This is a genomic window from Sphingomonas sp. GC_Shp_5 (assembly GCF_026540855.1).
Lineage (GTDB): Bacteria > Pseudomonadota > Alphaproteobacteria > Sphingomonadales > Sphingomonadaceae > Sphingomonas.
Genome location: NZ_JALNUP010000005.1, coordinates 166,216 through 189,717, shown reverse-complemented (window position 1 = coordinate 189,717; position 23,502 = coordinate 166,216). Strand labels below are relative to the sequence as shown.

The 23,502-nt window shown below is 68.3% G+C and carries 22 protein-coding genes and 1 tRNA gene; 7 read left to right on the top strand and 16 right to left on the bottom strand.

Annotation, left to right across the window (positions count from 1 at the left end; translation table 11 throughout):
• Nucleotides 1-37 precede the first annotated feature (37 nt).
• Entirely contained in the window at nt 38-1,585 is a 1,548-nt protein-coding gene (locus tag OXR60_RS06135; protein ID WP_267394895.1) for a PAS domain-containing protein, read from the top strand.
• Nucleotides 1,586-1,612: 27 nt separating this feature from the next.
• Here OXR60_RS06135 and OXR60_RS06130 read toward each other — a convergent pair whose 3' ends face one another.
• From OXR60_RS06130 to OXR60_RS06115, 4 genes are read right to left on the bottom strand one after another with little or no spacing between them, the layout of a single operon-like run.
• The gene (locus tag OXR60_RS06130) at nt 1,613-2,023 is read right to left on the bottom strand and encodes a response regulator (protein WP_267394894.1); all 411 of its coding nucleotides are present in this window, start codon (nt 2,021-2,023) and stop codon (nt 1,613-1,615) included.
• Nucleotides 2,024-2,073: 50 nt separating this feature from the next.
• A complete protein-coding gene (gene metW / locus OXR60_RS06125) occupies nt 2,074-2,670 on the bottom strand; it encodes a methionine biosynthesis protein MetW (RefSeq protein WP_267394893.1) in 597 nt (198 codons plus the stop codon).
• On the bottom strand, nt 2,667-3,107 hold the full coding sequence (locus tag OXR60_RS06120; RefSeq protein WP_267394892.1) for a GNAT family N-acetyltransferase: 441 nt from the start codon (nt 3,105-3,107) through the stop codon (nt 2,667-2,669). The genes metW and OXR60_RS06120 overlap by 4 nt, the downstream gene beginning before the upstream one ends.
• Entirely contained in the window at nt 3,104-4,234 is a 1,131-nt protein-coding gene (locus OXR60_RS06115; RefSeq protein ID WP_267394891.1) for a homoserine O-acetyltransferase, read from the bottom strand. The genes OXR60_RS06120 and OXR60_RS06115 overlap by 4 nt, the downstream gene beginning before the upstream one ends.
• Before the next feature lie 61 nt (nt 4,235-4,295).
• Between OXR60_RS06115 and hisC the strand changes: the two genes are divergently transcribed.
• Complete coding sequence (hisC, locus tag OXR60_RS06110; RefSeq protein WP_267394890.1) at nt 4,296-5,420, top strand: histidinol-phosphate transaminase; 1,125 nt, start codon at nt 4,296-4,298, stop codon at nt 5,418-5,420.
• The gene (locus tag OXR60_RS06105) at nt 5,420-6,328 is read left to right on the top strand and encodes a prephenate/arogenate dehydrogenase family protein (RefSeq protein WP_267394889.1); all 909 of its coding nucleotides are present in this window, start codon (nt 5,420-5,422) and stop codon (nt 6,326-6,328) included. Before hisC ends, OXR60_RS06105 begins: the two co-directional genes overlap by 1 nt.
• A 24-nt stretch (nt 6,329-6,352) precedes the next feature.
• On the opposite strand, the gene OXR60_RS06100 is transcribed toward OXR60_RS06105, so the two are convergent.
• The 4 genes from OXR60_RS06100 to ftsE are packed head-to-tail and all read right to left on the bottom strand — an operon-like array spanning nt 6,353 to nt 9,160.
• The gene (locus OXR60_RS06100; protein ID WP_267394888.1) at nt 6,353-7,036 is read right to left on the bottom strand and encodes a lysophospholipid acyltransferase family protein; all 684 of its coding nucleotides are present in this window, start codon (nt 7,034-7,036) and stop codon (nt 6,353-6,355) included.
• Nucleotides 7,033-7,569 carry a YdcF family protein gene (locus OXR60_RS06095; protein WP_267394887.1) on the bottom strand — a complete coding sequence of 179 codons (537 nt, stop codon included), beginning with the start codon at nt 7,567-7,569 and terminating at the stop codon, nt 7,033-7,035. The genes OXR60_RS06100 and OXR60_RS06095 overlap by 4 nt, the downstream gene beginning before the upstream one ends.
• Nucleotides 7,566-8,453, bottom strand: a complete 888-nt coding sequence (locus OXR60_RS06090; protein WP_267394886.1) for an FtsX-like permease family protein — start codon at nt 8,451-8,453, stop codon at nt 7,566-7,568. Before OXR60_RS06090 ends, OXR60_RS06095 begins: the two co-directional genes overlap by 4 nt.
• Complete coding sequence (ftsE, locus tag OXR60_RS06085; protein WP_267394885.1) at nt 8,450-9,160, bottom strand: cell division ATP-binding protein FtsE; 711 nt, start codon at nt 9,158-9,160, stop codon at nt 8,450-8,452. The genes OXR60_RS06090 and ftsE overlap by 4 nt, the downstream gene beginning before the upstream one ends.
• Nucleotides 9,161-9,331: 171 nt before the next feature.
• Here ftsE and OXR60_RS06080 point away from each other — a divergent pair, with 171 nt between their 5' ends.
• Both OXR60_RS06080 and OXR60_RS06075 read left to right on the top strand, forming a co-directional pair.
• Complete coding sequence (locus tag OXR60_RS06080) at nt 9,332-10,099, top strand: MJ0042-type zinc finger domain-containing protein (RefSeq protein WP_267394884.1); 768 nt, start codon at nt 9,332-9,334, stop codon at nt 10,097-10,099.
• A gap of 299 nt (nt 10,100-10,398) precedes the next feature.
• Nucleotides 10,399-10,485, top strand: a tRNA-Leu gene (locus OXR60_RS06075).
• Between the two features lie 110 nt (nt 10,486-10,595).
• On the opposite strand, the gene OXR60_RS06070 is transcribed toward OXR60_RS06075, so the two are convergent.
• The 7 genes from OXR60_RS06070 to OXR60_RS06040 all read right to left on the bottom strand — a co-directional run bounded on the left by OXR60_RS06070 (nt 10,596) and on the right by OXR60_RS06040 (nt 19,948).
• Nucleotides 10,596-11,204, bottom strand: coding sequence for a PilZ domain-containing protein (locus OXR60_RS06070; protein ID WP_267394883.1), 609 nt, complete (start codon nt 11,202-11,204; stop codon nt 10,596-10,598).
• Between the two features lie 8 nt (nt 11,205-11,212).
• Complete coding sequence (locus OXR60_RS06065; protein ID WP_267394882.1) at nt 11,213-11,449, bottom strand: hypothetical protein; 237 nt, start codon at nt 11,447-11,449, stop codon at nt 11,213-11,215.
• A gap of 6 nt (nt 11,450-11,455) precedes the next feature.
• Nucleotides 11,456-16,444: a hypothetical protein gene (locus tag OXR60_RS06060; RefSeq protein ID WP_267394881.1), complete on the bottom strand. Its 4,989-nt coding sequence runs from the start codon at nt 16,442-16,444 to the stop codon at nt 11,456-11,458.
• 67 nt (nt 16,445-16,511) lie between these two features.
• Nucleotides 16,512-17,660, bottom strand: coding sequence for a hypothetical protein (locus OXR60_RS06055; protein WP_267394879.1), 1,149 nt, complete (start codon nt 17,658-17,660; stop codon nt 16,512-16,514).
• Between the two features lie 59 nt (nt 17,661-17,719).
• On the bottom strand, nt 17,720-18,190 hold the full coding sequence (locus OXR60_RS06050; protein WP_267394878.1) for a hypothetical protein: 471 nt from the start codon (nt 18,188-18,190) through the stop codon (nt 17,720-17,722).
• A gap of 11 nt (nt 18,191-18,201) precedes the next feature.
• Nucleotides 18,202-19,107 (bottom strand): hypothetical protein, encoded by a 906-nt coding sequence (locus OXR60_RS06045; protein WP_267394877.1) that lies wholly within the window; start codon nt 19,105-19,107, stop codon nt 18,202-18,204.
• 355 nt (nt 19,108-19,462) lie between these two features.
• Entirely contained in the window at nt 19,463-19,948 is a 486-nt protein-coding gene (locus OXR60_RS06040; RefSeq protein WP_267394876.1) for a hypothetical protein, read from the bottom strand.
• Nucleotides 19,949-20,216: 268 nt separating this feature from the next.
• Here OXR60_RS06040 and msrB point away from each other — a divergent pair, with 268 nt between their 5' ends.
• Nucleotides 20,217-20,618 (top strand): peptide-methionine (R)-S-oxide reductase MsrB, encoded by a 402-nt coding sequence (msrB, locus tag OXR60_RS06035; protein WP_267394875.1) that lies wholly within the window; start codon nt 20,217-20,219, stop codon nt 20,616-20,618.
• A gap of 57 nt (nt 20,619-20,675) precedes the next feature.
• The gene (locus tag OXR60_RS06030; RefSeq protein WP_267394874.1) at nt 20,676-22,853 is read left to right on the top strand and encodes a PBP1A family penicillin-binding protein; all 2,178 of its coding nucleotides are present in this window, start codon (nt 20,676-20,678) and stop codon (nt 22,851-22,853) included.
• Here the strand turns inward: OXR60_RS06030 and OXR60_RS06025 are convergent.
• The gene (locus tag OXR60_RS06025) at nt 22,829-23,500 is read right to left on the bottom strand and encodes a SprT family zinc-dependent metalloprotease (protein WP_267394872.1); all 672 of its coding nucleotides are present in this window, start codon (nt 23,498-23,500) and stop codon (nt 22,829-22,831) included. The two genes, OXR60_RS06030 and OXR60_RS06025, sit on opposite strands and share 25 nt — an antisense overlap.
• Nucleotides 23,501-23,502 lie beyond the last annotated feature (2 nt).

The following is a 23,502-nucleotide window of genomic DNA, read 5'->3' as shown; positions in this document are numbered from 1 at the left end:
ACGATCTCGACGATGACGTGCCGTTCTGAGCACCGACATGTCTGAGACAAGGCCGGCGCCGCCGGTGGCGCGCGGCTGGCAGGTCGACGAATCGCGTCGCATGGCCGCGCTCGACAGCTATGACCTCGAATCGCTGCGCAACAGCGCGGGCCTGAAGCAGATTACCGATTTCGCGGCCGCCTTGTGCGGTACGCCGGTGGCGCTGGTCAGCCTGGTGGAGGAAACTCGCCAGGTGTTCCTGTCGCGCACCGGTGTCGATGTGGCGGAGACTCCGCGCCATACCTCGTTCTGCGCGCACGCGATGCTGGGCGACCAAGTAATGGTGGTGCCCGATGCCACGCTCGACCCGCGGTTCGCGGCCAACGAGCTGGTCACCGGCGACATGCACATCCGCTTCTATGCGGGTGCGCCGCTGGTGTCGGACGACGGCGTGCCGCTGGGCTCGCTGTGCGTGATCGATTCGGTACCCCGCGACGGCCTGACGCCGCTCCAGGAACAGGGGCTGCGGACGCTCGCCGAGAACATCATGGTGCGGCTGCGCGACAGCCGCGATGCCGCCGCGTGGCGCGCCGCCGAGAACAACACCCGCCGCGCGCTGGTCGACAGCGAGGACCGGTTTCGCACCCTCGCCGACACCATGCCGCAGATGGTGTGGTCGACGCTGCCGGACGGCTATCACGATTATTACAACGCCCGCTGGTATGAATTCACCGGCACGCCCGAGGGCTCGACCGACGGCGAAGGGTGGAACGGCATGTTCCACCCCGACGACCAGGACCGCGCCTGGACGGTGTGGCGGCACTCGCTGACCACCGGCGAACCCTATAACATCGAATATCGCCTGCGCCATTTCGACGGGACTTACCGCTGGGTGCTCGGCCGCGCGCTGCCGATCCGCGACGACAATGGCACGATCACCCGCTGGTTCGGCACCTGCACCGATATTCAGGAACAGAAGATGGCGCTCGAGGAGCGCGAGGTGATCAGCCACGAGCTGTCGCACCGGATCAAGAACATCTTCGCGGTGATCTCGGGACTGATCTCGTTCGCGGCGCGCAGCACGCCGGGCTTCGCGCCGATCGCCACCGACCTGCGCGAGCGGATCACCGCGCTCGGGCGCGCGCATGATTTCGTGCGGCCGCACAGCCCGGCGTCGCGCCCGTCGGCGCAGCAGGACAGCCTGCATGGCCTGCTCGGCGAGCTGTTCGCTCCCTATCACCGCGGCGATGTGACGACGGTAAAGGTGGTCGGCGACGACATCGCGATCGACGACCGCTCGGCGACTCCACTGGCATTGCTGTTTCACGAGCTGGCGACCAACGCCACCAAGTATGGCGCGCTCTCCACCGCCGGCGTCGTCGAGCTGACGGTGACGCGCGGCGCCGAACGGGCGCAATTGCACTGGGTGGAGCGCGGTGGCCCGGCGGTGGTCGCGCCAGCACAGGGTGGCGGGTTCGGCAGCCAGCTGATCGAACTGTCCGCGGTGCGCCAGCTCGGTAGCACCGTTACGCGCGACTGGCGGCACGAGGGGCTGGTGGTGACGATCGAGGTGCCGATGGCGGCGTTCAGCCGCGAACATAACTGAACGCCGGTCGCGCCAGCTAAGGTAGGCTTAGCCCGCGCTCGGGCGGAGCATCACCAGATCGTCGTTGGCCGGAGCGAGCGGCTCGTCCGCGCCCTTGCTCGCCATCGCCGCGGCGGCGAGGATCGCGGCCTCGCTGAAGGGCTTACGGATATAACCGAGTGCACCATCGCCGCACGGATCGATCTGGGCGGGATTGGCGGTCACGAACACCACCTTGATGCCGAAATCGTCGGCCATCCGCCGCGCGATGCTCGGGCCGGTCGGGCCGTCGCGCAGGTTGACGTCGACGAAGGCGAAGGCGCAATCGGGCGCGGCCTTGATCGCGCTGGCGCTGTCGGCGGCGATGGCGGCTACCGTGTAGCCCGCGTCGATGAGGATCCGCTCAAGGTCGAGCGCCACAAATATCTCATCTTCGACAATCAGGGCAGTCTTGGTCATTGATGGTTCCGATTTGGTATGCGCAAACCCGCGCGCAGCCATTTTGTTCCCTAACGCCGCAGTAAGAACACCGCATGTTCCGCACGAAAATTGGCCGCGGCCGAGCTGGTGCGGCGGTCGCCGGAGAGGAACCAGCACTCTTCCACCACCACGCCGCGTGCCTTGAGGAAGGCACGGAAATCGTCGACCGTGACGTGGTGGATGTTGGGGGTGTCGAACCATTGTTCGGGCAGCAGCCGCGTCACCGGCATCCGCCCGCCCCACAATAGCGACACGCGCACCCGCCAATGCGCGAAATTGGGGAAGCTGACGAAGGCGCGCCGGCCGATCCGCAGCAGGTGATCGAGCACCACGTCTGGCGCGCGCGCGGTCTGCAGCGTCTGGCTGAGGATGGCGTAATCGAAGCTTGCGTCGGGATAGCCGGCAAGATCGACATCGGCATCGCCCTGGATCACCGACAGGCCGCGCGCGACCGCGGCGGCGACGTTGCCGGCGTCAATCTCCAGCCCGCGCGCGTCGGCCGCCTTGGTGTCGCGCAGCGCCGCCATCAGCGCGCCGTCACCGCAGCCGACATCGAGCACGCGTGCGTGCGGGGCGACGTGATCGGCGATGATCGCGAGATCGGGGCGCAGCGTTGGGGCGTTCATGCGGGCGCGTCGCGCAGCATCTGCGCGAAATCGGGTGCCATCCGCTCCATGAACCGATCGGGCCGGATCGGCGGGTGGAAGCCGAGCGCCGCATAGACGCCGTGCGCGTCTGCGGTGACCAAGGCGATGCGGCGGATGCCGGCGAACGCCGGATGATCGAGGAACCACGACACCATGCGTCGGCCGAGCCCCTGCCCGCGCACGCCCTCGTCCACCCAGACGTCGGCGAGCCAGGCGAAGGTGGCGTGATCGGTGATCATCCGCGCATAGCCGACCTGCTGACCGTCGCGATAAGCGCCAAGCGCGTGCGACCCCGCTGCGGCGCGCTCGACCAGCTCGCGCGCGATGCCGGGTGACCAATAGCTCGACGCCAGCCAAGCGTGGATCCGGTCGAACTGCAGCAAGGCATGATCGTCGGAGAGGAGGATCTCGGTCATCGGCTTGCCTTGAGGAAGCCGTCGACCACCCGGTTCATTTCCGGCGCCTCGAGCAGGAAGGCGTCATGGCCATAGGGGCTGGAGAGCTCGACGAAGCTGACCGCGGCGCCGGCGGCGTTGAGGGCGTGGACGATCGTGCGCGATTCGGCGGTAGGATAGAGCCAGTCGGTATCGAAGCTGACCAGGCAGAAACGCGCCGGGCTGGCGCGGAAGGCGTTGGCGAGCAGACCGCCATGCTCCTCGGCCAGATCGAAATAGTCCATCGCCCGGGTGATGTAGAGATAGGAATTGGCGTCAAACCGGTCGACGAAGCTAAGGCCCTGGTGGCGCAGGTAGCTTTCGACCTGGAAGTCGGCGTCGAAGCCGAAGCTTTTCGCCCCATCCAATTTGCCTGGCCGCGCCTGAAGGCGGCGGCCGAACTTCTCGGTGAGCCCCGCCTCGGACAGATAAGTGATGTGCGCGGCCATGCGCGCGACCGCGAGCCCGGCGGCGGGGGGTTCGCCGCCATAATAATCGCCGCCTGCCCAGGTGGGATCGGCCATGATCGCCTGGCGGCCGACCTCGTGGAAGGCGATGTTCTGCGCGGTGTGGCGCGCGGTGGAGGCGATCACCACCACCGCGCCGACCCGGGCGGGGAAGGTCGCCGGCCAGGACAGGGCCTGCATGCCGCCCATCGAGCCGCCGACCACCGCCTTCAGCCGCGCGACGCCGAGATGATCGAGCAGCATCGCTTGCGCCTTGACCATGTCGCGGATCGTGATCACCGGGAAGGTCATCGCATAGGCACGGCCCGTCGCGGGATCGATGCTCGCCGGCCCCGACGACCCCATGCAGCTGCCGAGCACGTTGGCGCAGATCACGAAATCGCGTGCCGGATCGATCGGCTTGCCCGGGCCCACCAGCCGCGTCCACCAGCCGGGCTTGCCGGTGCGCGGATGCGCCGAGGCGACATGCTGGTCGCCGGTCAGCGCATGGCAGATCAGGATCGCGTTGCCGCCGTCCGCGCTGAGCGTGCCATAGGTTTCATAGGCGATCTCGACCGGCGACAGCAGCATGCCGCCATCGAGGCGGAGCGGCCCCGGCAGCGTCACGTGGCGCGACAGGCCGAAGCGCTGGTCGTCAGTCATATCCGCCCGCTAGGACCCTCGCCTTGTCAACGCAAGCGCGCGGGGCGTAAGGCGCCGTGCCATGACCGCACATGCCGACGCGCCCGCCCCCAAACCCTGGATCCTCGGGATCGCGCCCTACGTGCCCGGGCGGGCGACCAGCGACGACGGCCGCAAGGTCGTCAAGCTCTCGTCCAACGAGAATCCCTTCGGCACCCCCGAAACGGCGCGCGAGGCCTATCGCTCCGCCGCCACCGAGCTCGAACGCTACCCCGATGCCGCGGCGACCGAGCTGCGCGCGCGCCTCGCCGATCACTACGGTATCGAGGCGGAACGGATCGTCTATGGCACCGGATCGGACGAGGTGCTCCACCTTGCCGCCGGCACCTTCGCCGGCCCCGGCGACGAGATCATCTTCGTCCGCTATGGTTTCGCCGTGTACGAGATCGCGACGCGGCGGGTTGGCGCCACCCCGGTGATCGCCGCCGACCGCGACTATGCCACCGATGTCGACACGATCCTTGCCGCCGTCACCGACAAGACGAGGGTGGTGTTCCTCGCCAACCCCAACAACCCGACCGGCACCTATACGCCCCGCGACGAGATCGCGCGGCTCCACGCCGGGCTGCCGCGCGACGTGCTGTTGGTGCTCGACCAGGCCTATACCGAATATCTCGATCCTGCGGACGACGACGGCGGGCTGGAGCTCGCGCGCAGCCAGCCCAACGTGCTGGTGACGCGGACCTTCTCCAAGATTTTCGGCCTTGCCTCCGAGCGGGTCGGCTGGGGCTATGGCGCGCCGGCGATCATCGACGCGATGCACCGGATCCGCGCACCGTTCGCGTTCGGCATCGGCGCGCAGCGCGCCGCGGTCGCCGCGCTGGCGGCGGCCGATTTCGTCACCCACAGCCGCGACCATAACCGCCAGTGGCGCGGCTGGTTCGCCGACCAGATCGCCAGCATGGCGCAGGCCGGGCTGCGCGCGGTGCCGAGCAAGGCCAATTTCGTGCTGGTGCTGTTCGAAGGCGCGCTGACCGGCGAGACCGCCTACCAGGCGCTGATGGCGGCGGGATTTGCGACCCGCTGGCTGCCGGGCCAGGGCCTGCCCCACGGATTGCGCATCACCATCGGCACCGAGAACGAGCTGCGCGCGGTGGTCGAGGTGCTGCGTACCGAGGTGGCGAAGGCGGAAGCGGGCCGAGCCTGATGCTGCCGTTCGCGCGGGTCACCATCATCGGGCTGGGGCTGATCGGCTCGTCGGTGGCGCGCGCGGTGCGCAGCGCGATGCCGACGGTGCGGCTGACCGGCTATGATGCCGATCCCGCGGTTCGCGAGACGGCAGTCAGGATCGAGCTTGCCGACGACGTCGCCGACAGCGCCGGCGCGGCGGTGATCGATGCCGATCTCGTCATCCTGTGTATCCCGGTCGGTGCCATGGGCGCGGTGGCGGCGGAGTTCGCCGCGGACCTGCCGGCCGAGGCGATCATCAGCGATGTAGGCAGCTGCAAAGCGGAGGTGGCAAGGATGCTGGCTGAGGCCCTACCAGGCGCGACGGTTATTCCGGCGCATCCGGTGGCCGGGACCGAGCAGAGCGGGCCCGAGGCGGGGTTTGCGACACTGTTTCACCACCGCTGGTGCATCGTCACCCCGCCCGAGGGCGCACCGCCCGCCGCGGTGGAGCGGGTTGCCGAATTCTGGCGGCGGCTGGGCGCGCAGGTGGAGCTGATGGCACCCGACCACCATGACCGCGTGCTCGCGATCACCAGCCATCTGCCGCATCTGATCGCCTATACGATCGTCGGCACCGCTAGCGACCTCGAGGAGGTCACCCAATCGGAGGTGATCAAATATTCCGCCGGCGGCTTTCGCGACTTTACCCGCATCGCCGCCTCCGACCCGACGATGTGGCGCGACGTGTTCCTCACCAACCGCGAGGCGGTGCTCGAGATGCTGCAGCGCTTTTCCGAGGACCTCAGCCAGCTCCAGCGGGCGATCCGCTGGGGCAAGGGCGATGAACTGTTCGAGCTGTTCACCCGCACCCGCGCGGTGCGGCGCTCGATCGTCGAGCAGGGCCAGGACGACGCGGCGGCCGATTTCGGGCGCGCGCACGACTGATCGCGCGCGCGGTCTCAGCGACGCTCAATCGAGCGCGTTGATCGCCGCGTGGACCCGGGTCTCGATCTCGTCGCGTGACAGCCTGGCCGGGATCTCGTCACCGATCCGGATCGTCACCACGCCCGGCCGCTTGGGCCCCGAGCGAGGCCATACCTCCCCCGTGTCGAGCGCGACCGGCACCACCGGCAGCCCCAGGGTGCGATAAAGACCGGCGAACCCCGCCTGGAGCGGCGGCCGTTCGCCGGGGCGCACCCGCGTGCCCTCGGGATAGATCAGGATCGAGCGGCCCTCGCCGGCCAGCGCCTTGGCCTCGCGCATCATGCTGCGCAGCGCCGCCGCCGACGCCTCGCGATCGGCGACGATCGAGCCGTAACGATAGGCCGCCCAGCCCCACATCGGCAGCTTCGACAGCTCGCGCTTGATCACCATCGCCGGGCCATGAAGCAGCAGTTGCAGCTCGAGCGTCTCAAACATCGCCTGATGCTTGGCGGCATAGAACACCGGATGATCGGCGGCGATCCCCTCGACGCGGACGGTGATGCCGAGGATAACGCGATTGAGGAAGCGGTGAAGCCGTGCCCAGACATGGGCGTGGCGGATCACCGCGGCGCGACCGAACAGCGCCGATACCGGGACGCTGGCGACGATCGGCACCGACAGGCCGTAGAAAATGAGGTTGAACACCCACGTACGCACCCAGGCGATCATGCGCCCACTCCGATCCATAAGGCGATCCGGCGCAGGATCAGCTTGTTATATTCGTTGACGAGGGTGCCGAGCCGCGGGGTGCCGGGCACGCCATCGCCGAGAATGACGACGCGCTTGCCGAGCGCGGCGGCTAGCTCCATCCGCGCCCGCGGCACGTGCCAATCCGAGGTGACCAGCCGCACCGTGCGATAATCGTGCGCCTTGACCCAGGCGGCGGTCTCCTCGGCATTGGAGCGGGTATCGACCGCATCGGCACCGAGATCGATGCAGCAGGCGAACAGCGCGGGCGCAGTGCGATATTCGCGAGCGAGATCGATCGGCGTGACGCCGGGCGCGACGCCGGTGACGAGCATCCGCCGCGCCTGGTGCGCGCGCAGCAAGGCGATGCCGCGATCGATCCGCCCGGGGCCGCCGGTGGGAACGACGATCGCATCGCTGGTCGATCCCTCCAGCGGCTGTGGCAGCAGCAGCATGAACAATGCGAAGCCGAGGCACCAGAGCAGCGCGAGCAAGCCGAACAGCCGCACGATCACAGCGTCCGCCTCAATGCCGCGAGCACCGCAACCCGCGCCGCGAGCGTCGCCATGATGACGAACAGCACCGGGATCAGCGCAAGCGCGATCCAGTCCGCCGGGGCGAGCGCGATGTTGCCGAGCAGCTCCGAGCCCAGCTGTGACAATTTGTCGCCGATGAAGGCGAGCACGCCGAGGCCGCCGAGCCCGCCGACCGCGCCGCCGACGGTGGCGTCGAGCGCGATCCGGCGCTGGAACAATCGAGCGACCTGGACATCGGTGGAGCCGAGCATGTGCATCACCTCGATCGTCGCGCGATGCGATTCAAGCCCGGCGCGCGCGGCGAGCACCACCACCGCCGAGGTGGCGGCGAGCATCAGCGCCACCAAGCCGGCGGCAAGCCAGGTGAGCGAGGTCATCAAGCCGGACACCGGCGACATCCAGCTGCCGTGGCGATCGACCCGCGCGGTGGCGCTGGTGGCATGGACGCGCGCGGCGACCCGGTCGACCGCGCCGGCATCCGCGAGATCGACATCGATCATCGCCGGCATCGGCAGCTCGGGATCGTCGCCGGCGTCCCCCAGCCACGGGCGCAGCAGACGGGTAAGGTCGGCGCGCGGCACCGGCGTCGCGCGGGTCACCTCGGGCATGGCGCGCAACCGGGCGACGACCTGGGTGGCGAGCGCCTCGCGCCGGGCGGGATCGCCCTCCACCAGCTGCACCGTCAGCCGCCCGGCGAGCTGACGCTTGAGCGCGCGCGCCGATTGCCGGGTGCCGAGGCCGAGCGCGGCGGCGAGCACGGTGAGGAACAGCATGATCGCCATCACCCAGGTCATCGCCCGCAGCCCGCCGGCCTCGTCCAGCACCCGGCGTTCGGCGGTGCTGCGTTCGCGATGGCGGCTCATGCGACGCCGCGGGGCGGCGGCGGGTAGCGCAGCGAGCCGGTGGGATCGAGCAGATGGCCCTTGTCGAGCCGCATCATCTGCGCGCCCGGCACGCGGTTGAGCAGATGGAAATCGTGGGTGGCGACGACCACGGTGGTGCCGAGCTTGTTGAGCGAATCGAACAGGTGGAGGAGGCGATCCGCCATCTCCGGATCGACGTTGCCGGTGGGCTCGTCGGCGACCAGCAGTTCGGGGCGGGCGATCACCGCGCGGGCGATGGCGACACGCTGCTGCTCGCCGCCGGACAGCGTCGCCGGGCGCGCCTGGGCGCGTTCGGCAAGCCCCACCCAGGCGAGCATCTCGCGCACCGGCTGCTCGATATCCTCCTCGGGCATGCCGGCGACGCGCAGCGGCAGCGCGATATTGTCCCAGGCGGACAGGTGCGGCACCAGCCGGAAATCCTGAAAGACGACGCCGATACGGCGGCGGAACCCCGGCAGGCGGGTGCGCGGCATGGTGACGGCATCCTCGCCGAACAGGCGGATGATGCCGCGGCTGGGGCGCTGGGCGAGGTAGAGCAATTTGAGCAACGAGGTCTTGCCGGCGCCGCTTGCGCCGGTGAGGAAATAGAAGGCGCCGCTGCCGAGCGTGAAGCTGATATCGGACAGGGTTTCCTGGCCGGTGCCATAGCGCAGCCCAACATTTTCGAACTGCACGATATTCGCCATGCGCGTCGACGCCGCCGCTCTTTGTTAGCCGTTGCCCCGCGATCAGCCTTCGCATGCACGGCGCGGCGCTTCAAGCGCGTCACGCGACGCTTGCCACGGACCGGGGCTACGTGCTTAGAATTGTGTTAAGATGGCCGCAGCTCCCGCCGGCCCGTTCCGTGAAGCGCCCGCATGATCCTCGAATGCCCAGAATGCAGCACTCGATATCTGGTGCCCGACAGCGCGATCGGGATCGAGGGCCGTACCGTGCGCTGCGCCAACTGCCGGCATAGCTGGTTCCAGGATCCGGCGCCGCTGCCGCCCCCGCCACCAGCCCCTGTGGCGCCGCTGCCCATGCCCGCCGACGCCAACGCCTATGCCGACGAGATCGCCGGCGATCTGGACGGCGAGGCGCCGTGGCAGCAGCCGGCGATGTTGTCGCGGCCCGCCGCGGTATCGCCGGTGGCCGAGGGGCCGATCATCACCCCCGATTACGAGGCGTTCTCGCAGCGCCCGGTGACGCGGCCACGCCGCAACACCCAGCGGCGATCGACGATCATCGCGGTGGTCGCTGGGCTGCTGATGCTGGCGGGCGTCGCCGCGATCCTGTGGGTCGGTGCGCCGGGGCTGCTGGCGCGGGTCGGCCTGCCGGTGGGCGCCGCCGAATCACCGCTGAGGATCAAGGACAATCCGATCGAGCGGCGCGAGCTGGAGAATGGCTCGGAACTGTTCGCGGTGAGCGGCCAGGTGACCAACCCCTCGGGCGAACGCCAGCGGGTGCCAGACATTCGCGCCGAGCTGCGCGATGGCCAGGGCCGGATGGTGTATAGCTGGACGATCAACCCGCAGCAGCGCACGCTGCCGCCGGGCGGATCGATGCTGTTCAATTCCGCCAAGCTCGACGTGCCGGCCAATTCCAAGCGGCTCGAGCTGAGCTTTGCCGGCGAAGACGCGCACTAAGAACGTTCGCGGCAGGTGATTGGCTACCGGTTGGTTGCTGATATTCATCAGGCAACCTGATGGTTGTGAACCGTAAGATATCCGTCGTTGCGGGCTAAGCCGCTGCCACGAGGCCGCGTTCACGTCGCATGGCTGTCCGATAAACACCGCGATGGCGTCGGCTATGCGGACGCAAGCACCGGTTTGTCGCTGATTTGCTGCCGTTCTTCTTTCTTGTCGAAAGGCGTTGCAGTGCCCGACCCGCTTTGCTAGTGGCCTGCGCCTGCCAGATACCGGGCTGCCCGGTGTTCTTATCACGTGCGGTCGTGGCGGAACTGGTAGACGCGCAACGTTGAGGTCGTTGTGGCCGAAAGGCCGTGGAAGTTCGAGTCTTCTCGACCGCACCAGATGATCCGGCAGGGGCTGATGCCCCTGCCTAGCCCCTCACAGATCCCGATCGTCGATTACATCGTCACCAGCGGCGCCGAGACGCGCCTGGCACGTCCGTTAGCGGCTGTCAGCAGCCGAGCACGCGGGCAAGGCTGGTGAGCGGCAGCGGGCTCGAAAAGCGGAAGCCACAGCGATCGTCGCGGACCCAGCAGATCGCGCCATAGATCGGACTGCCGACGGCCGCGAGCAGGATGCTGCCGGCCTGACCGGCCTGGAGCGGACGATCGGTGCGCAGTTTGACGCCGCCCGGCGAGATATCGAGCAGATCGACCGCCCAGCGTTCGGCGCCGATCCGCATCACCGCGCTGGCGGCGATGGCGAAGCGCGGCGCGCGCGCGACCAGGCCCTGCTCGTCGCGCAGGCAGAACACGCGCTCGACCTCCTGCGGTGCCGCAAACTCAACGCCGGCCTTGTAGCCGTCCACCCAGCGCACCGTCGCCGCCACCTCGGGCAGGCCGCGCATTTCGATCAGCAGCCGATCGCCGACTGCCGGTGCGGCGGTGAAGCGCGCCATCAGCCCGTGGGCGGAGATGTCATGGACCAGACAGGCCGAATCGCCCGCCCCCTGCCGCACCTTGCCGATCAGCAGCACGGTGGTGTGGCGGCGGTTCTCGCGACGATCCTCGATAGCGAGCTCGCTGGGCTGCTGCGGCGGCGTGGGCGGCGTGTAGCGCATCAGCATGATCAGGCGTGCCCGACCGGCAGCGTGTACTGGCCGGCGGCGCGCAGCATGCGGGCGCGGAACTTGACCCGCTGCCAGAAGGTGGCGTCTTCGACCCGCCATTGCGCGATCGCTTCGTCGACATAGGAATCGATCAGCGCCTCGGCGGCATGGGCACCAAGCCTGGCGAAGCGCGGCGCGAGCGCATCCACCGTGGCGGTGCTGGCGGCGATGATCGGCGAGAGGCTACCCAGCGGCATCGAGAGTCACTTTCCAAACAGCGCGCGGGTGGCGCCGCGCAGCGAGAGTTGATCGAACTTCATGCGCATCGTCACATACGGCCCCTGGCGGGTGTAGCGGTCGTCCTCGAAATCGCGGTCGCGGTAGCCGGCGATGTTGTAGCCGGCGCTGAGCCACATGTTCGGCGCCGGGGACACACCCACCGACGGGCCGCCGCTCCACGACCAGACCGCGCGATCCCAGGCGTGCTGGACCGAGCCGGCGAGACCGACATCGATGCGGCTGCCAAGATCGTGGCGCAGCTCGAAGCCGGTGACGTCGATGAAGCCATCGTAGATGTCGTCGGAGAACCGGCCCTTCACGTACTTGCTGCCGTAATAGACCGTCGCCTCGAGGCCATGGCCGAGACCCTCGGCACCGGTGCGGTAGTTGACCGCAAGGTTGTTGATGATCCGGCTGGTGACCTGGTCACCGAGCCCGCTGGCGGGGACGCCGAGCACGTTGCCGTCGGTGATGCCGGCGTCCGCGCTCTCCTGGCGGAGTTCGAGCCGCTCGAGCACCGACCAGTGGCTGTCGAGCGGACGCCAGGCCAGCGCCAGATCGGCCGAGGCGGAGAGCGCCGCTGCGCCGCTGGCCTGCTGGACGCGATAGGCCTTGATGCTCGAGGCGAGCGTCTTGCCCTCGCCGAGCGTCCGCAGGAAGCTGGTGGTGATGCCCCAGCGGTTCTGGATGTTGCCGTCGCGATATTCGAGGCGGCCGTTCCACGACCAGCGGTTGGCGCGATAGGTGGCGCCGACCGTCGCCGCGGTATAATCGCCGCCGCTGGTGTCGCCGTTGCCGGTGCTGCCGATGAAGCCGCCCGAGGCGACCGGCTGGAAGGCGTTGATCACCGCGCCCTTGGGGACGCTGCCGCGCACCGTGCTGCTGGCGTCGAGCGTGCCGTCCACCGTCCAATGCTTGCCGAGCGGCAGCGACTGGCTGAGGCCATATTGGGCATAGGTGCGGCCGCCATTCTCGCCGATCGCCTGCTGGTTGAGCGTGCTCATCAGCTTGGCGCCGCGCCAGGGGGCGACATCGAAGCCCAATTGCGTGGTGTGGGCGGTGTAATCCTGTCCGTCGGCGATCTCATAGCCGGCGAGCAGGCGGATGCCGGGCTTGACCCGCCAGGCGGCGTTGACCTGATGGCGGACCGGGAAATCGACCGAGCCCTTGTCGCCACCTGGGGCGAACTGGGTCTGGCCGGTGACCGTGACGCCGCCGCCGAACAGGCTCTTGCTGCCGCCAAGCGTGAGCAGGCGCGAATCGCGGTCGCCGCTGTCGAGCCCGCGGTCGGCGGCAAACTGCGCGCCGGCGAACAGCGTCGCGCCCTGGCGGCGATATTCAATCCGCGCCTCGCCCGCGGTGCGGGTGGCGTCGCTCGCCAGCATGTCCTGGTACCAGGCGGTGCCGGTGAGGCTGAGCGTGCCGGTGAGCGCGACGCGGCCGTCCAGGCCGAACTTGCGGGTGCCCGCCTCGACCAGATTCTGCTGGCCGACGCCGAAGACTGCGTCCTGCTGGCGGGCATAGACCAGCAGGTCGACGCCGCCGCCGTGATGCTGCGCCTCGGCGAGATAGGCGATGCCGTTGCCGATGCCCTGCTTGCCGCCGGTGGCGAACTCGCCGCGCAGCCGGGTCTCGCGGCCGAGCTGCACCTTGACGTCGCCGCCGACCACGGTGGCGTTGCCGGCGGTCTCGTCGCGGATCACCGAGGCGCCGACCTCGACCTTGCCGAGCTTGGCGGCGACGCGGCCGGCGGCGGCGAGCTTCTCGCTGCGGCCGCCCTCGACCTCGTAGTCGGCGACGATGAAGATCGGATTCTGGTTGGCGTCGCGGCTCAGCACCGGCTCGCGGAAGCGCACCGTGCCGAGATCGGTGTCGATGTCATAGTCGATGTGGCGGGTGAGCTGGGTCGAGGAGACGATCAGCTCCGAGCGGAAGCGGTTGCGAATTTCGATGCGCAGCTTGTCGCTGTTGGGGACGATGCCGCGCGACGCCAGCCGGTACGGACCGGACAGGCCGTTGCCCTGGATCTCGTCGCGCGCATAGAGCGTGTCGGTCTTGGCGGCAAAGCCGTTGGCGCGCAGCTTGCGGCCCTCATAAGCGGCCTTCACGCCGTTGAGGGTGCGGCTGTAGCGGGTCAGCTGGGTGTCGGTGAAGCCGGTCTCGAAATCGCCGAACAGCGCATAGAACTCGCGCCGCTCGAGACGCAGGTAGAGCTTGCGGCGGGTGGGCGCGTCATAGCCCTGGGCGCTGCCGTCGCCATAGACGGTGTAATAGCGATCGGGATCGATCGTGCCGAGCAGGCCGCGGTCGGGATCATAAGCGCGATCGCTGTCATAGGCGATCGTCATCAGCCACGAGCCCTTGACCCGGCCCTTGGCGTAGAAGGCGAGCTGGCCATCGGTGACGAGCTTGTTGCGCTGCGTCTTAGGCAAAGTGCGGCCGTGCTTGGAGAGCATGTCATAGCCCGCGGTGCCGGCGCCGAAGCCGACCACGACCCAGTCCTTCTGCGACGCCGCCAGCCAGGCGCGGATGTCGCTGGTGCGGACCTGCTGGTCTTCCTGCAGCGTCACCACGGCGTGGACCGCGCCGGCCTGGGTAGTCGGCTGCAGCGCGAGAAAGGCATAGCCCTCGTCGCCGACGACGCGGGTGGTGACCTCGGTCTTCTCGCGGCCGGCGAGCTGGCGGCCCTGCTGGAGCTCGGCCTCGATCGCGGCGGTATAGGGCTGATCGACCTTGAACGGGATCTGGGTGCCGGCGCGCACCGGCCGGCCGGCGGCATCGGTGATGCGCACCGCGACCAGCGGCCGGGTGAGGCCATCGGCAACCAGCCGGCTCTTGGCGAGATCCACCGTCGCGCGCACCGGCGCACCGGCATAATGGACGGTGCGATCGAGCGTGGCGACCACGGCGCCCGCGTTATCGAGCACGCGTGCCTGGAGGCGGTTGTCGCCGGCGACCAGCGGCAGGCCGGTCCATTTGGAGACGAGCACGCCCGCCTGTTCGCTGCCGTCGGTACCGTCGAAGTTCAGTGCCTCGGTCTGCTGCCCGTTGAGCGTCAGCGCGATGCGCGTGCCGGGCAGGTGCTTGATCGCGACGCGCAGCACCGGCGCGCGGGGATTGTAGTCGGTACCGGGGAACAGCCAGTCGGTGCCGGGAGTGGCGCCGGCGAGCCAGTCGCGATTGCCCGCGGCGACCGCATCGTCGAGCGCAACGACCGGCAATGCATCGGTTGCCAATGCCGTCTTGCCGGTGGGGCGCAGCTGGAAATCGACCCGCTTGAGCAGCCCGCCCTCGCCCTCGACAAAGCGCGAGATCGGGCTGCGCGCCTGGCGGGTATCGACGTCGCACGCGATCGGCTCGTAGCTCGCCGGCACGCTCGCAGTGTCGAGCTGGATGACGTGGCGGCCGGTGCGGACGCCTTCGATATGGTAGAGGCCGTCGCGATCGGTGACGACGAAGGTACCGTCTTCGAGCATCAGGCGGATACCGGCGATGCCCTTGCGCTTCTCGGCGGGATCGTTGCAATTTCCCTCCGAGACGCGGCCAATGATGGTCATTGCATCGGTGAACAGCAGCGGCCGCAGCCGTACCGAGGCGGCGGCCTCGTTGCTGGTGACGCCACCGTCGCCGAGCATCTGCGCGCGGTTGAGCGCTTCGCCGGTCGGCGCGCCAGGCGCGATCGTGACCACATAGCTGACCTCGACCGAGCCGTTGGCGGGAATGGTGCCGACCGGAAAATCGAGGTTGCGCGCATCGGCCGAGATCGCCGGCTCGCTGGCGCCGCGGGTGGAGCCGCGCTCGAAGCGCAGGCCGGTGGGCAGATAGTCGGTGAGGTGCAGCCCGGTCGCGGCGACGCTGTCGCGGTTGCTGACTTGGATGCGATACTGGATGAAGTCGCCCGGCGACGCCTCGCGCACCGATGCCGTCTTGGTCAGCAGCAGCGTGTTGTTGCCGGGGCGATCGAGCGGCACGTCGACATAGACGGGATCATCGACGACGGTGAGGTAGCCGCGGCCGTAGCTCGCGTCCTCGATCATATAGTTGCTGCCGTCGGGCGCCTTGAACGCGCGCAGCGTAGCGGCATCGACCACCGAGGGGGCGGTATAGCCGGCCGGCGGCACGATCTTGAGCGAATAACGGCCCGGCGCGGTGAACGGGAAGCGGTAGCGGCCGGGAATGACGTCGTAGCTGCGACCGCTGGCGTCGCTGACCGCCTGGCCGGTGATCATCGTCGACGGATAGCGGCTGACGCCATCGTCGCCATAGACGATCGCGGGCTGGCCATTCTCGTCGAGCAGCGTGACCTCGGCGCCGTCGACCACCTGGCCGGTGCGCGAATCGAACACGAAGCCGGCGGGATCGATCAGCAGGTCGATCGACGAGCCGAAGCTGTCTCCATTCTCGGTGAAGCTCAAGCGCAGATGGTCGCCGCGAGCAAGCTTGAGCGAACAAGGCGCCAGCGAGGCATCGCTGGTATCGTTGGCAGCAGGCACCGCGCCGGCGAACACGCCGGTGTCCGGGCCGGTTTCGAGCAGCGGCAGCTTGCCGGTCACGTCGCCGGTGTCGACGTTGACGGCGACCGTCTCGCGAACGGTCGGATCGCGGTTCTCGGCTTCGGCGTCGATCACCATGATCAGCGGCGAGGTGATGTCGATCGATTCGAGTTTGGGGCTGGCGGCGAGCAGCGCCTCGTCGACGGGCGCGGGCATGAACATCCGCGTCGCGGCGTCGCACTTGGCGCCGGCAGGCTCCATGCCGTTGGGGAGCAGGCGGAAGGTGAAGGTGGTCGGGCGCTTGGTGCGGGTGACGTCGAGCGCCACGGTGTTCGAGCGCACGCTCTGGTCGGCCCCGCCCGACGCATAGGTCAGGCTGGCGGTGTTCTCCACGCGCGTCGTCTGCGCGGCCGCGGCGGCGAGGCCACCGATACCGAGCAGGAGCGCGCCGAGACGCAGGAAGGGCCGGGGAAAAGGCATAAGGGTGACCTGTCCCGACGCGAGGGTACCCGCGCCGGGATCGGTTTTTTCCTGTTCTGCTGGACGGTTAGTTGATGGTGACGCGGAAGGCGGCCGCCACGGCGGTGCCACCGGCGAGCGTCGGGATCCGCGCCGTGACGGTCTTCGTCACCGCGTTGAACGCGCCCTGATAGGGACCGGTCGCCTGGGTGCCGTCGTCATTCTGCTGGAAGCCGTTGAGCACGCAGGCGCCGCCCACCGCCAAGCCGCCGATCGTCAGCGAATTGGCGACGTAAGTGGTGTTGGCGGGGATGACGTCGGTCAGCGCCACGTCGGATGCCGCGGTGCCGACGGTGCTGTTGTTGGCGACCAGGCAATATTGCACGGTCGCGCCCGGCAGGGCCTTGGGGTTGGCGATCAGGTTGACGGGATCGGTCAGCACCGTCGCGGTCTTGCTCACGGTCAGCGCGACATTGGTGACGGTGACCTGATAGGCGCCATAGGCCCAAGCCTGGCCGTTGCGCGCGATATCGAAGCCCAGCGTGCCATCATTGTCGTTGTCGGCGAACACGACGTCGACCTCGGCATCTTGGTTGATGGTGTTGAGCGGGGTCGGGATCAGTGCCGTGCCCTGCGTGCCCTGGGCACCGCCTGCCGCAACCGTGACGTCGAGGCCGACCGTCGCCATGGTCGGGGTCGGCGTGCCGCTCGCCGGGATGTCGCCGACGACGAACACCAGCCGCGACTGGTCCGCGGGCAGTTCGTCGATGAACGTCGCAACGTCGGTGGCGGGATTGTAGACCCCGTCACCATTGTCGACCACGATCTTGAGGTTGGCGAGATCGAAATTGTCGGTACCGGTGAGCAGGCCGAGCGGCACCAGCTGGCTGGTCGACAGCAGGAAATCCTGCGTGCCGTTGGTGTTGTTGGTGACCTGGAAGGTCGTCACCACACCGGCCTGACCGAGGTTGACCGAGGTGTTCGCCGACGAGGTGTTGATCACCGTCAGATTGACCTTGCGATCGACCACGAATGTCGCGGTGTTCGACTGTGCCGTTTGAGCGTTGCCGTTGACGGTGTAGCTCGCCTGCGCGGTGTTGGTGATGGTGGTGCCGGCGGCGGTGCCGGCCGGTCCGGGCGTGGTGGTCTGCGCCTGCGCAACCCCCGTCCCCGTCGTGATGAAGGCCGCCGTGGCCGCCCCGGCCATCAGCAGGCCGCGAGCCCCTGTTGAAAACATCGAAAATTACTCCTTGGATTACTGGTGTGCGTGCGGTGGGTGAGTGACCGGGAAGCGGATCATCGGAGGACGGCCTGGAACGCGAGTTCGCCCTTCGAACCGGCCGCTAACGGGCTGGAAAGGCGCCACCGGACGTGGGTGACATCGTCGAGTGTGGCGGGTCGCATGGCGCCGGCGGGCGTCTTCACGCTGAGACTGTTGAGCGTCGCGAAATGGCTGCCGTCGACGGACAGCTCGGGGCTCGCCGAGCCTGCCGCGGCGCCGCGATAGACCATGTTGCGCGGCACCGGATTGGCCAGCACCACACCACCGAGCGGCTGCGCGCCGCTGTTGCGATAATCGAGCACCACGACGACGCGGTCGCCGGGCGTGACGTTGGCGGCGCTCACCGCCTGGGTCTTGGTGGTGCCGTCGGCGGCGGCGACGCGCTTTTCGACCAGCATCTTGGTGGTGAGCTGGAGCGGGCCGGCGGCGAGCGCGGGCACGGCGACCGCCGCGAGCAGCGCGGCGACGAGGCAACGGGCGATCATGATGACACTCCTCATTGAATTTTGACCTGGAACTGGATGGTGCGGGTGCCGGCGGCGGCGATGTCGCCGAGCGTGACCGCGACGCCGGCGGCGCCGACGGTGCCGGGATCGGCGTCGGCAGCATCGGTGAGCACGGCGCCGTCGAGGCGCAGGCTGCCGGCGACATAGGTGGTGCCCACCGGGATGGGGTCGGCGACGCGAACGTTGGCCGTCGGGCCGACCAGCCGCGCCTCGAGCGTGTAGGTGATGATTGCATCGGTGATCGCCCGCGCCGAGCCGTCCGGCGCCGTCACGACCTGCGACTTGACGAGGCTCGGCGCGGCGCCGGTGGCGGCGAGCGGCACCGACACGGCCGCGCGCGCGCTGGTGGCGCCGGTGACCGCGTCGCCGCCGCTGTCGCCCTGCCCGGCGAACTGGGTGCCTTGCGGGCCGCTGCCGGTGATGGATTGAGCGGTGACCGTGACCGCGTTGGCGGTCACCGCCCCCTGCCCCGCGTCGACGACGACGAGCAACGACAGCGATGCGCCGGGCGCAAGCGCCGGCGTGACCCCGCCCGCCAGCACGGTATCGCGGGTGGCATCGAAGCGGCCGTCGCCATCGACGTCGATCGCGATCAGGCGAACGGTGGCGGAGGCATCGGACACGGTGGCGGCGACGGTGAACGCCTCCTGGCCGTTGCCGGCGTTGGTGAGCAGCACGGGGAGCACGTTGCCGGCGCCGGTGATGGCGACGCTGCCGCTGCCGACGCGGGCGAGCGTGACGTCGAGCCGCTCGGCGGTGATCAGCGAAACCGTGTTGGAGCGCAATGTGTTGCTGCCATCGAGGCGCAGCTCGGCGGTATTGTCGATCCGGGTGCCGGCGCTGGTCTCGGCGCGGGCAATGTTGGCGCCGCTGACCAGTACCAGCAGGACGAGCACGCAGCAGCAGGCACGCACCAGCGCCGACCACTGCTTGCTCTGTACACTGCCAATGATGCGCGAATACGCCAAAACATTCCCCGAGTTCGTGTCTCGAGGCTAAAATCGGCGGTTGTGCTTAAGTAAAAACTACGGAACCGTAATGACTTAAAAGATCAACTTGCACCCGTTTCGGGGACAAGATCCGATCATTGCCACAGCGGTTATCCAAGGCTCACGCCGAGGACGGACATGAGAGACGGATATATCGCGGGGCCGATTGCCCCACGGTTCGACGATAATGCCGTAAGGCTGACCCAATCGACATCGTATCTGATCCACCTCAGATCCGTTCGATCGGGAACCGAATCGCGAATCAGGCGTTGCTCGGCGCGCGCTCCTGAGCGCCCAAGCGCCGCAGATATTGGATGACCGCGGTCTGGCCAGTGTCGCTGAGCGAGATCTCCATGCGGCGGCGGTCGATCGGATCGATCACGCGGTCGATCAGTTTGAGCTTGTGGAGATGGTCGATCCAGCGCTGCGAGGTGGTGACAGGCGCATTGGCGCTGCCGACCAGCGTCTTCACGCTCATCGTCCGCCGCTCCTCATTGGCGACGAACAGCGCCAGCAGCATGTCCCACGCCGGTTCATGGAACAGTTCTGCGGGAAAATGGTCAAAGCGCGCCAGCCGTTGCGCCAGCAATTGCTTGGCCATCTGGCAGGGATCGCGGACCTCCCCGGTTACCGCGACACTCTGCGTCTCACTCGACAGTTGATCGGCTCTGTTGCCGAATTCAACGGCAATCGCCGACAACTGTGTGGTCAGATCCTTCACCAATCCGACGATCGTCTCTTCTGCCACCGCTTACTCCCAAAAGCGTTGCGTCAGGACTGTTGTCGTGACACCGCTCCGGACATAAAACAAGCACATCATTAGCTGTTCTCAACAAGATGGGCACATCGTGGGATTATCGCCACGTAACTTGTCCAAAACGAACCAAGTTGGCATCGAAAACGGGCGGCGGGAGCGGAGCGCGGCCGGAACCGGCGCTGCGCTCATCCCGCCTGATTTGATGTTCGACCCGTCGTGCCGCCTTGACGCTCGAGGGCGGCAAACCGACATAGCGTGGATGGATCAGCTCACCCTTTCCGAAGCCGAATGGCGCAAGCGGCTTACCCCCGCGCAATATCATGTGCTGCGCGAGGCCGGCACCGAACGTGCCTATGCCGGCGCGCTGACCGACAATAAGGCTGACGGCATCTATGCCTGTGCTGCCTGCCATCTCGACCTGTTCGACAGCGCCGACAAATATGACTCTGGTTCGGGCTGGCCGAGCTTCACCCAGCCGCTCGATCCCGAGGTGGTCAGCGACCATAGCGATACCAGCCACGGCATGACTCGCACCGAGACCCGCTGCGCGCGCTGCGACAGCCATCTCGGCCATGTCTTCCCCGATGGTCCGCCGCCAACCGGCCAGCGTTATTGCATGAACTCGATCTCGCTCGAGTTCCACGCGCGCAAGGCAGGCTGACCCTCGCGCCGGGCCGCTTGTGGCCCGGCCGGTTAGCGCGTATTCGCCGCCCTGTTCATGGCCCGCGCGCGCACCCCAGCTTCACCCCAGCGTTCCTCCCGCCCAGCGTCGCGCTGGCGCCGTCGGCTGATCGTCACCCTCCAGATCCTGATCGGGCTCGGCGTGCTGGCGCTCGGTGCGCTGGTGATCGCCGTCTACATCGCCAAGGCGCAGCTGCCGAGCTACGACCAGCTCAAATCCTCGCCCAACGGCCAGATGATCCGCGTCCATGCCGCCGACGGCACGGTGATCGTGTCGATGGGGCCGAGCTATGGCGAGTGGCTGGCGGGCGAACAGATCCCGACGGTGATGCGCGAGGCCACCGTTTCGGTGGAGGATCGCCGCTTCTACAGCCACCTCGGCGTCGACCCGATCGGCATCGCGCGATCGGTGATGATCCGCTACGAGCGCGGGCGCTGGATCCAGGGCGGCTCGACCATCACCCAGCAGCTCGCGCGCACCGTCTTCCTCAACAACCAGAAGAAGTTCGGCCGCAAGTTCCGCGAATGGATCCTCAGCCTCGCGCTCGAGCGCAAGTTCAGCAAGGACCAGATCCTCGAGCTCTACCTCAACAAGGTCTATTACGGCGGCGGCGCCTATGGCATCGATGCCGCCAGCCGCAAGTTCTTCGGCCATGGCGCCGATCACCTCAGCCTATCCGAAGCGGCGGTGATCGCGGGGCTGGTGAAGGCACCCTCCAACTATTCGCCGACCGCCGATGCCCAGGCCGCGGTCGGCCGCGCCGGCGTGGTGCTCGACACGATGGTGGAGAATGGCGTGATCAGCCGCGCCGAGGCCGATGCGGCCAACCCGCAGGCGCTGAAATTGGCGCCCGAGCCGCAGCAGAACAGCGTTCGCTATTTCACCGACTGGGCCCTGCCCCAGCTCGACACGCTGATCGACGAGACCCAGGCGCCGCTCGAGGTGTGGACCACGCTCGACCTCGGCATGCAGCGCCAGGCCGATGCCGCGGTGCGCGCCAACGCACCGGCCGGCGCGCAAGGCGCATTGGTGTCGCTTGATCGCGACGGCGCGGTCAAGGCGATGGTCGGCGGCAAGGACTATGTGTCGTCGATCTACAATCGCGCCACCCAGGCGGTCCGCCAGCCGGGCTCGTCGTTCAAGCTGTTCGTCTATCTCGCCGCGCTCGAGGCCGGCCACAAGCCCGAGGACAGCATCGTCGACGAGCCGGTGACGATCGACGGCTGGAGCCCGCGCAACGATTCGCGGCACAACAGCGGCCCGGTGTCGCTGCGCACCGCCTTTGCCTATTCGCTCAACACCGTCGCCGCCAAGCTCGGCCAGGAAGTGGGTTTCACCACCGTCGCCGACATGGCGCGCCGCTTCGGCATCACCACGCCGGTCAACACTCACCCATCGATGGTGCTCGGCACCTCCGAGGTGCGGCTGATCGACATGACGCGCGCCTTCGCCAGCGTCGCGCAAAAGGGCGTGGCGGTGACGCCGTACGGAATCACCCGGGTGACCGCGAATGGCCAGACCATCTACACCCATGAGGTGGATCGCAGCCATGTGCTGGTCGCGCCCTATGTCGCCGCCGAGATGACCGACCTGCTGCAGACCGCGGTCAACACCGGTACCGGGCGCGAGGCGCAGATCGGCCGGCCGGTCGCGGGCAAGACCGGCACCACCACTTCGTCGAAGGATGGCTGGTTCCTCGGCTTCTCGAGCGGGCTTACCACCGGCGTGTGGATGGGCCGCGACGACGCCCGGCCGATCGCCGGGCTGCACGGCGGCACCGCCCCTGCCCGCGCCTTTGCCGCGTTCATGAAGCCTGCCACCGCCAACCGCCCAATCGAGCAGTTCGAGACCCAGGTGACGCTGCCCGAATGGCAGCTCGAGCCCGACGAGCAGAGCTATTTCGGCGCGCCGGATAATGGCAGCAGCATGGTCGACGAGGATGGCAATCCGATCGAGCAGGCGACGCCGACCTTGCCGCGCCCGGACGGCGCCGATGGCGAGCAGCCGACGCAGACCAACACCCCGCCGCAGCAGCAGCTCGACGATCTGATCGACCGCGTCACCGGCCGCGATGCGCCGCGTGAGCCGCTGGCTGCCGGTCGTCAGCCTGTCCAGCGCGACGAGCGGCCGCGCGATCTACAGTCCGGCCGCCAGCCGCCGCGGGACTCGCGCGACCGCAACCGCGATGATCAGGACGACCGCCCGACCCAGTGAAGCCCAGCGCCGTGACTGCGCAGCCAGGCACGCGCAGGGGTCGGATCGGCGCCGTAGAGCTCCGCGACCAAGGCGTGGAAGGCGGCGGAGTGGTTCATGTGGACGCGGTGCGCGACCTCATGCGCGACGGTCGCGCGCCGCACCCAGCCGGGCGCGAGGATCAGCCGCCAGCTATAGCGGATGATGCCGCTCGACGCGCAGCTGCCCCACCGCCCCTTGGCATCGCCGATCGCGACCCGGCTGACGGTGACCCCTGCCCTTGTTGCATATTCCGCCGTTTCAGCAGTGAGCAGCGCCAGCGCCTGCCGCTTGAGCCAGGCATCGACGCGGCGCGGCAGCGTCTCCACCGGACCGGACAGCGACAGCGTGCCCGGCCCGTGCTCGACCCGGCGGCTCGACCCCGGCACCCAGCCGATCGTCAGCAGCTCGTCGGCAACGGTGAGCGTCATGCCGGGCGCAAAGGGTTGCGGTTGCGGCAGGTGCGCGCGCTGTTCGGCGAGCCAATCGGCCTTGCCCTGTGCCCAGGCGAGCGCGGGCTTCAGCGCGGCACGGCGCGGCAGCACCAGTTTGGCGCGACCGCTGGCGGGATCGAGCGTCAGGCGGATGCGTCGTGCGGTGGGATGACGGACGATCTCGAGATCGGTCACGC

Bases quoted from the DNA above. Each gene is read 5' to 3' on its own strand.
- OXR60_RS06080 (WP_267394884.1), top strand. From the start codon at position 9,332: ATGATCCTCGAATGCCCAGAATGCAGCACTCGATATCTGGTGCCCGAC.
- OXR60_RS06105 (WP_267394889.1), top strand. From the start codon at position 5,420: ATGCTGCCGTTCGCGCGGGTCACCATCATCGGGCTGGGGCTGATCGGC.
- OXR60_RS06030 (WP_267394874.1), top strand. From the start codon at position 20,676: ATGGCCCGCGCGCGCACCCCAGCTTCACCCCAGCGTTCCTCCCGCCCA.
- OXR60_RS06050 (WP_267394878.1), bottom strand. From the start codon at position 18,190: ATGATCGCCCGTTGCCTCGTCGCCGCGCTGCTCGCGGCGGTCGCCGTG.
- OXR60_RS06130 (WP_267394894.1), bottom strand. From the start codon at position 2,023: ATGACCAAGACTGCCCTGATTGTCGAAGATGAGATATTTGTGGCGCTC.
- msrB (WP_267394875.1), top strand. From the start codon at position 20,217: ATGGATCAGCTCACCCTTTCCGAAGCCGAATGGCGCAAGCGGCTTACC.
- metW (WP_267394893.1), bottom strand. From the start codon at position 2,670: ATGAACGCCCCAACGCTGCGCCCCGATCTCGCGATCATCGCCGATCAC.
- OXR60_RS06065 (WP_267394882.1), bottom strand. From the start codon at position 11,449: ATGCCGCTGGGTAGCCTCTCGCCGATCATCGCCGCCAGCACCGCCACG.
- OXR60_RS06115 (WP_267394891.1), bottom strand. From the start codon at position 4,234: ATGACTGACGACCAGCGCTTCGGCCTGTCGCGCCACGTGACGCTGCCG.
- ftsE (WP_267394885.1), bottom strand. From the start codon at position 9,160: ATGGCGAATATCGTGCAGTTCGAAAATGTTGGGCTGCGCTATGGCACC.
- OXR60_RS06090 (WP_267394886.1), bottom strand. From the start codon at position 8,453: ATGAGCCGCCATCGCGAACGCAGCACCGCCGAACGCCGGGTGCTGGAC.
- OXR60_RS06120 (WP_267394892.1), bottom strand. From the start codon at position 3,107: ATGACCGAGATCCTCCTCTCCGACGATCATGCCTTGCTGCAGTTCGAC.
- OXR60_RS06135 (WP_267394895.1), top strand. From the start codon at position 38: ATGTCTGAGACAAGGCCGGCGCCGCCGGTGGCGCGCGGCTGGCAGGTC.
- OXR60_RS06055 (WP_267394879.1), bottom strand. From the start codon at position 17,660: ATGTTTTCAACAGGGGCTCGCGGCCTGCTGATGGCCGGGGCGGCCACG.
- OXR60_RS06100 (WP_267394888.1), bottom strand. From the start codon at position 7,036: ATGATCGCCTGGGTGCGTACGTGGGTGTTCAACCTCATTTTCTACGGC.
- OXR60_RS06070 (WP_267394883.1), bottom strand. From the start codon at position 11,204: ATGCGCTACACGCCGCCCACGCCGCCGCAGCAGCCCAGCGAGCTCGCT.
- OXR60_RS06060 (WP_267394881.1), bottom strand. From the start codon at position 16,444: ATGCCTTTTCCCCGGCCCTTCCTGCGTCTCGGCGCGCTCCTGCTCGGT.
- hisC (WP_267394890.1), top strand. From the start codon at position 4,296: ATGACCGCACATGCCGACGCGCCCGCCCCCAAACCCTGGATCCTCGGG.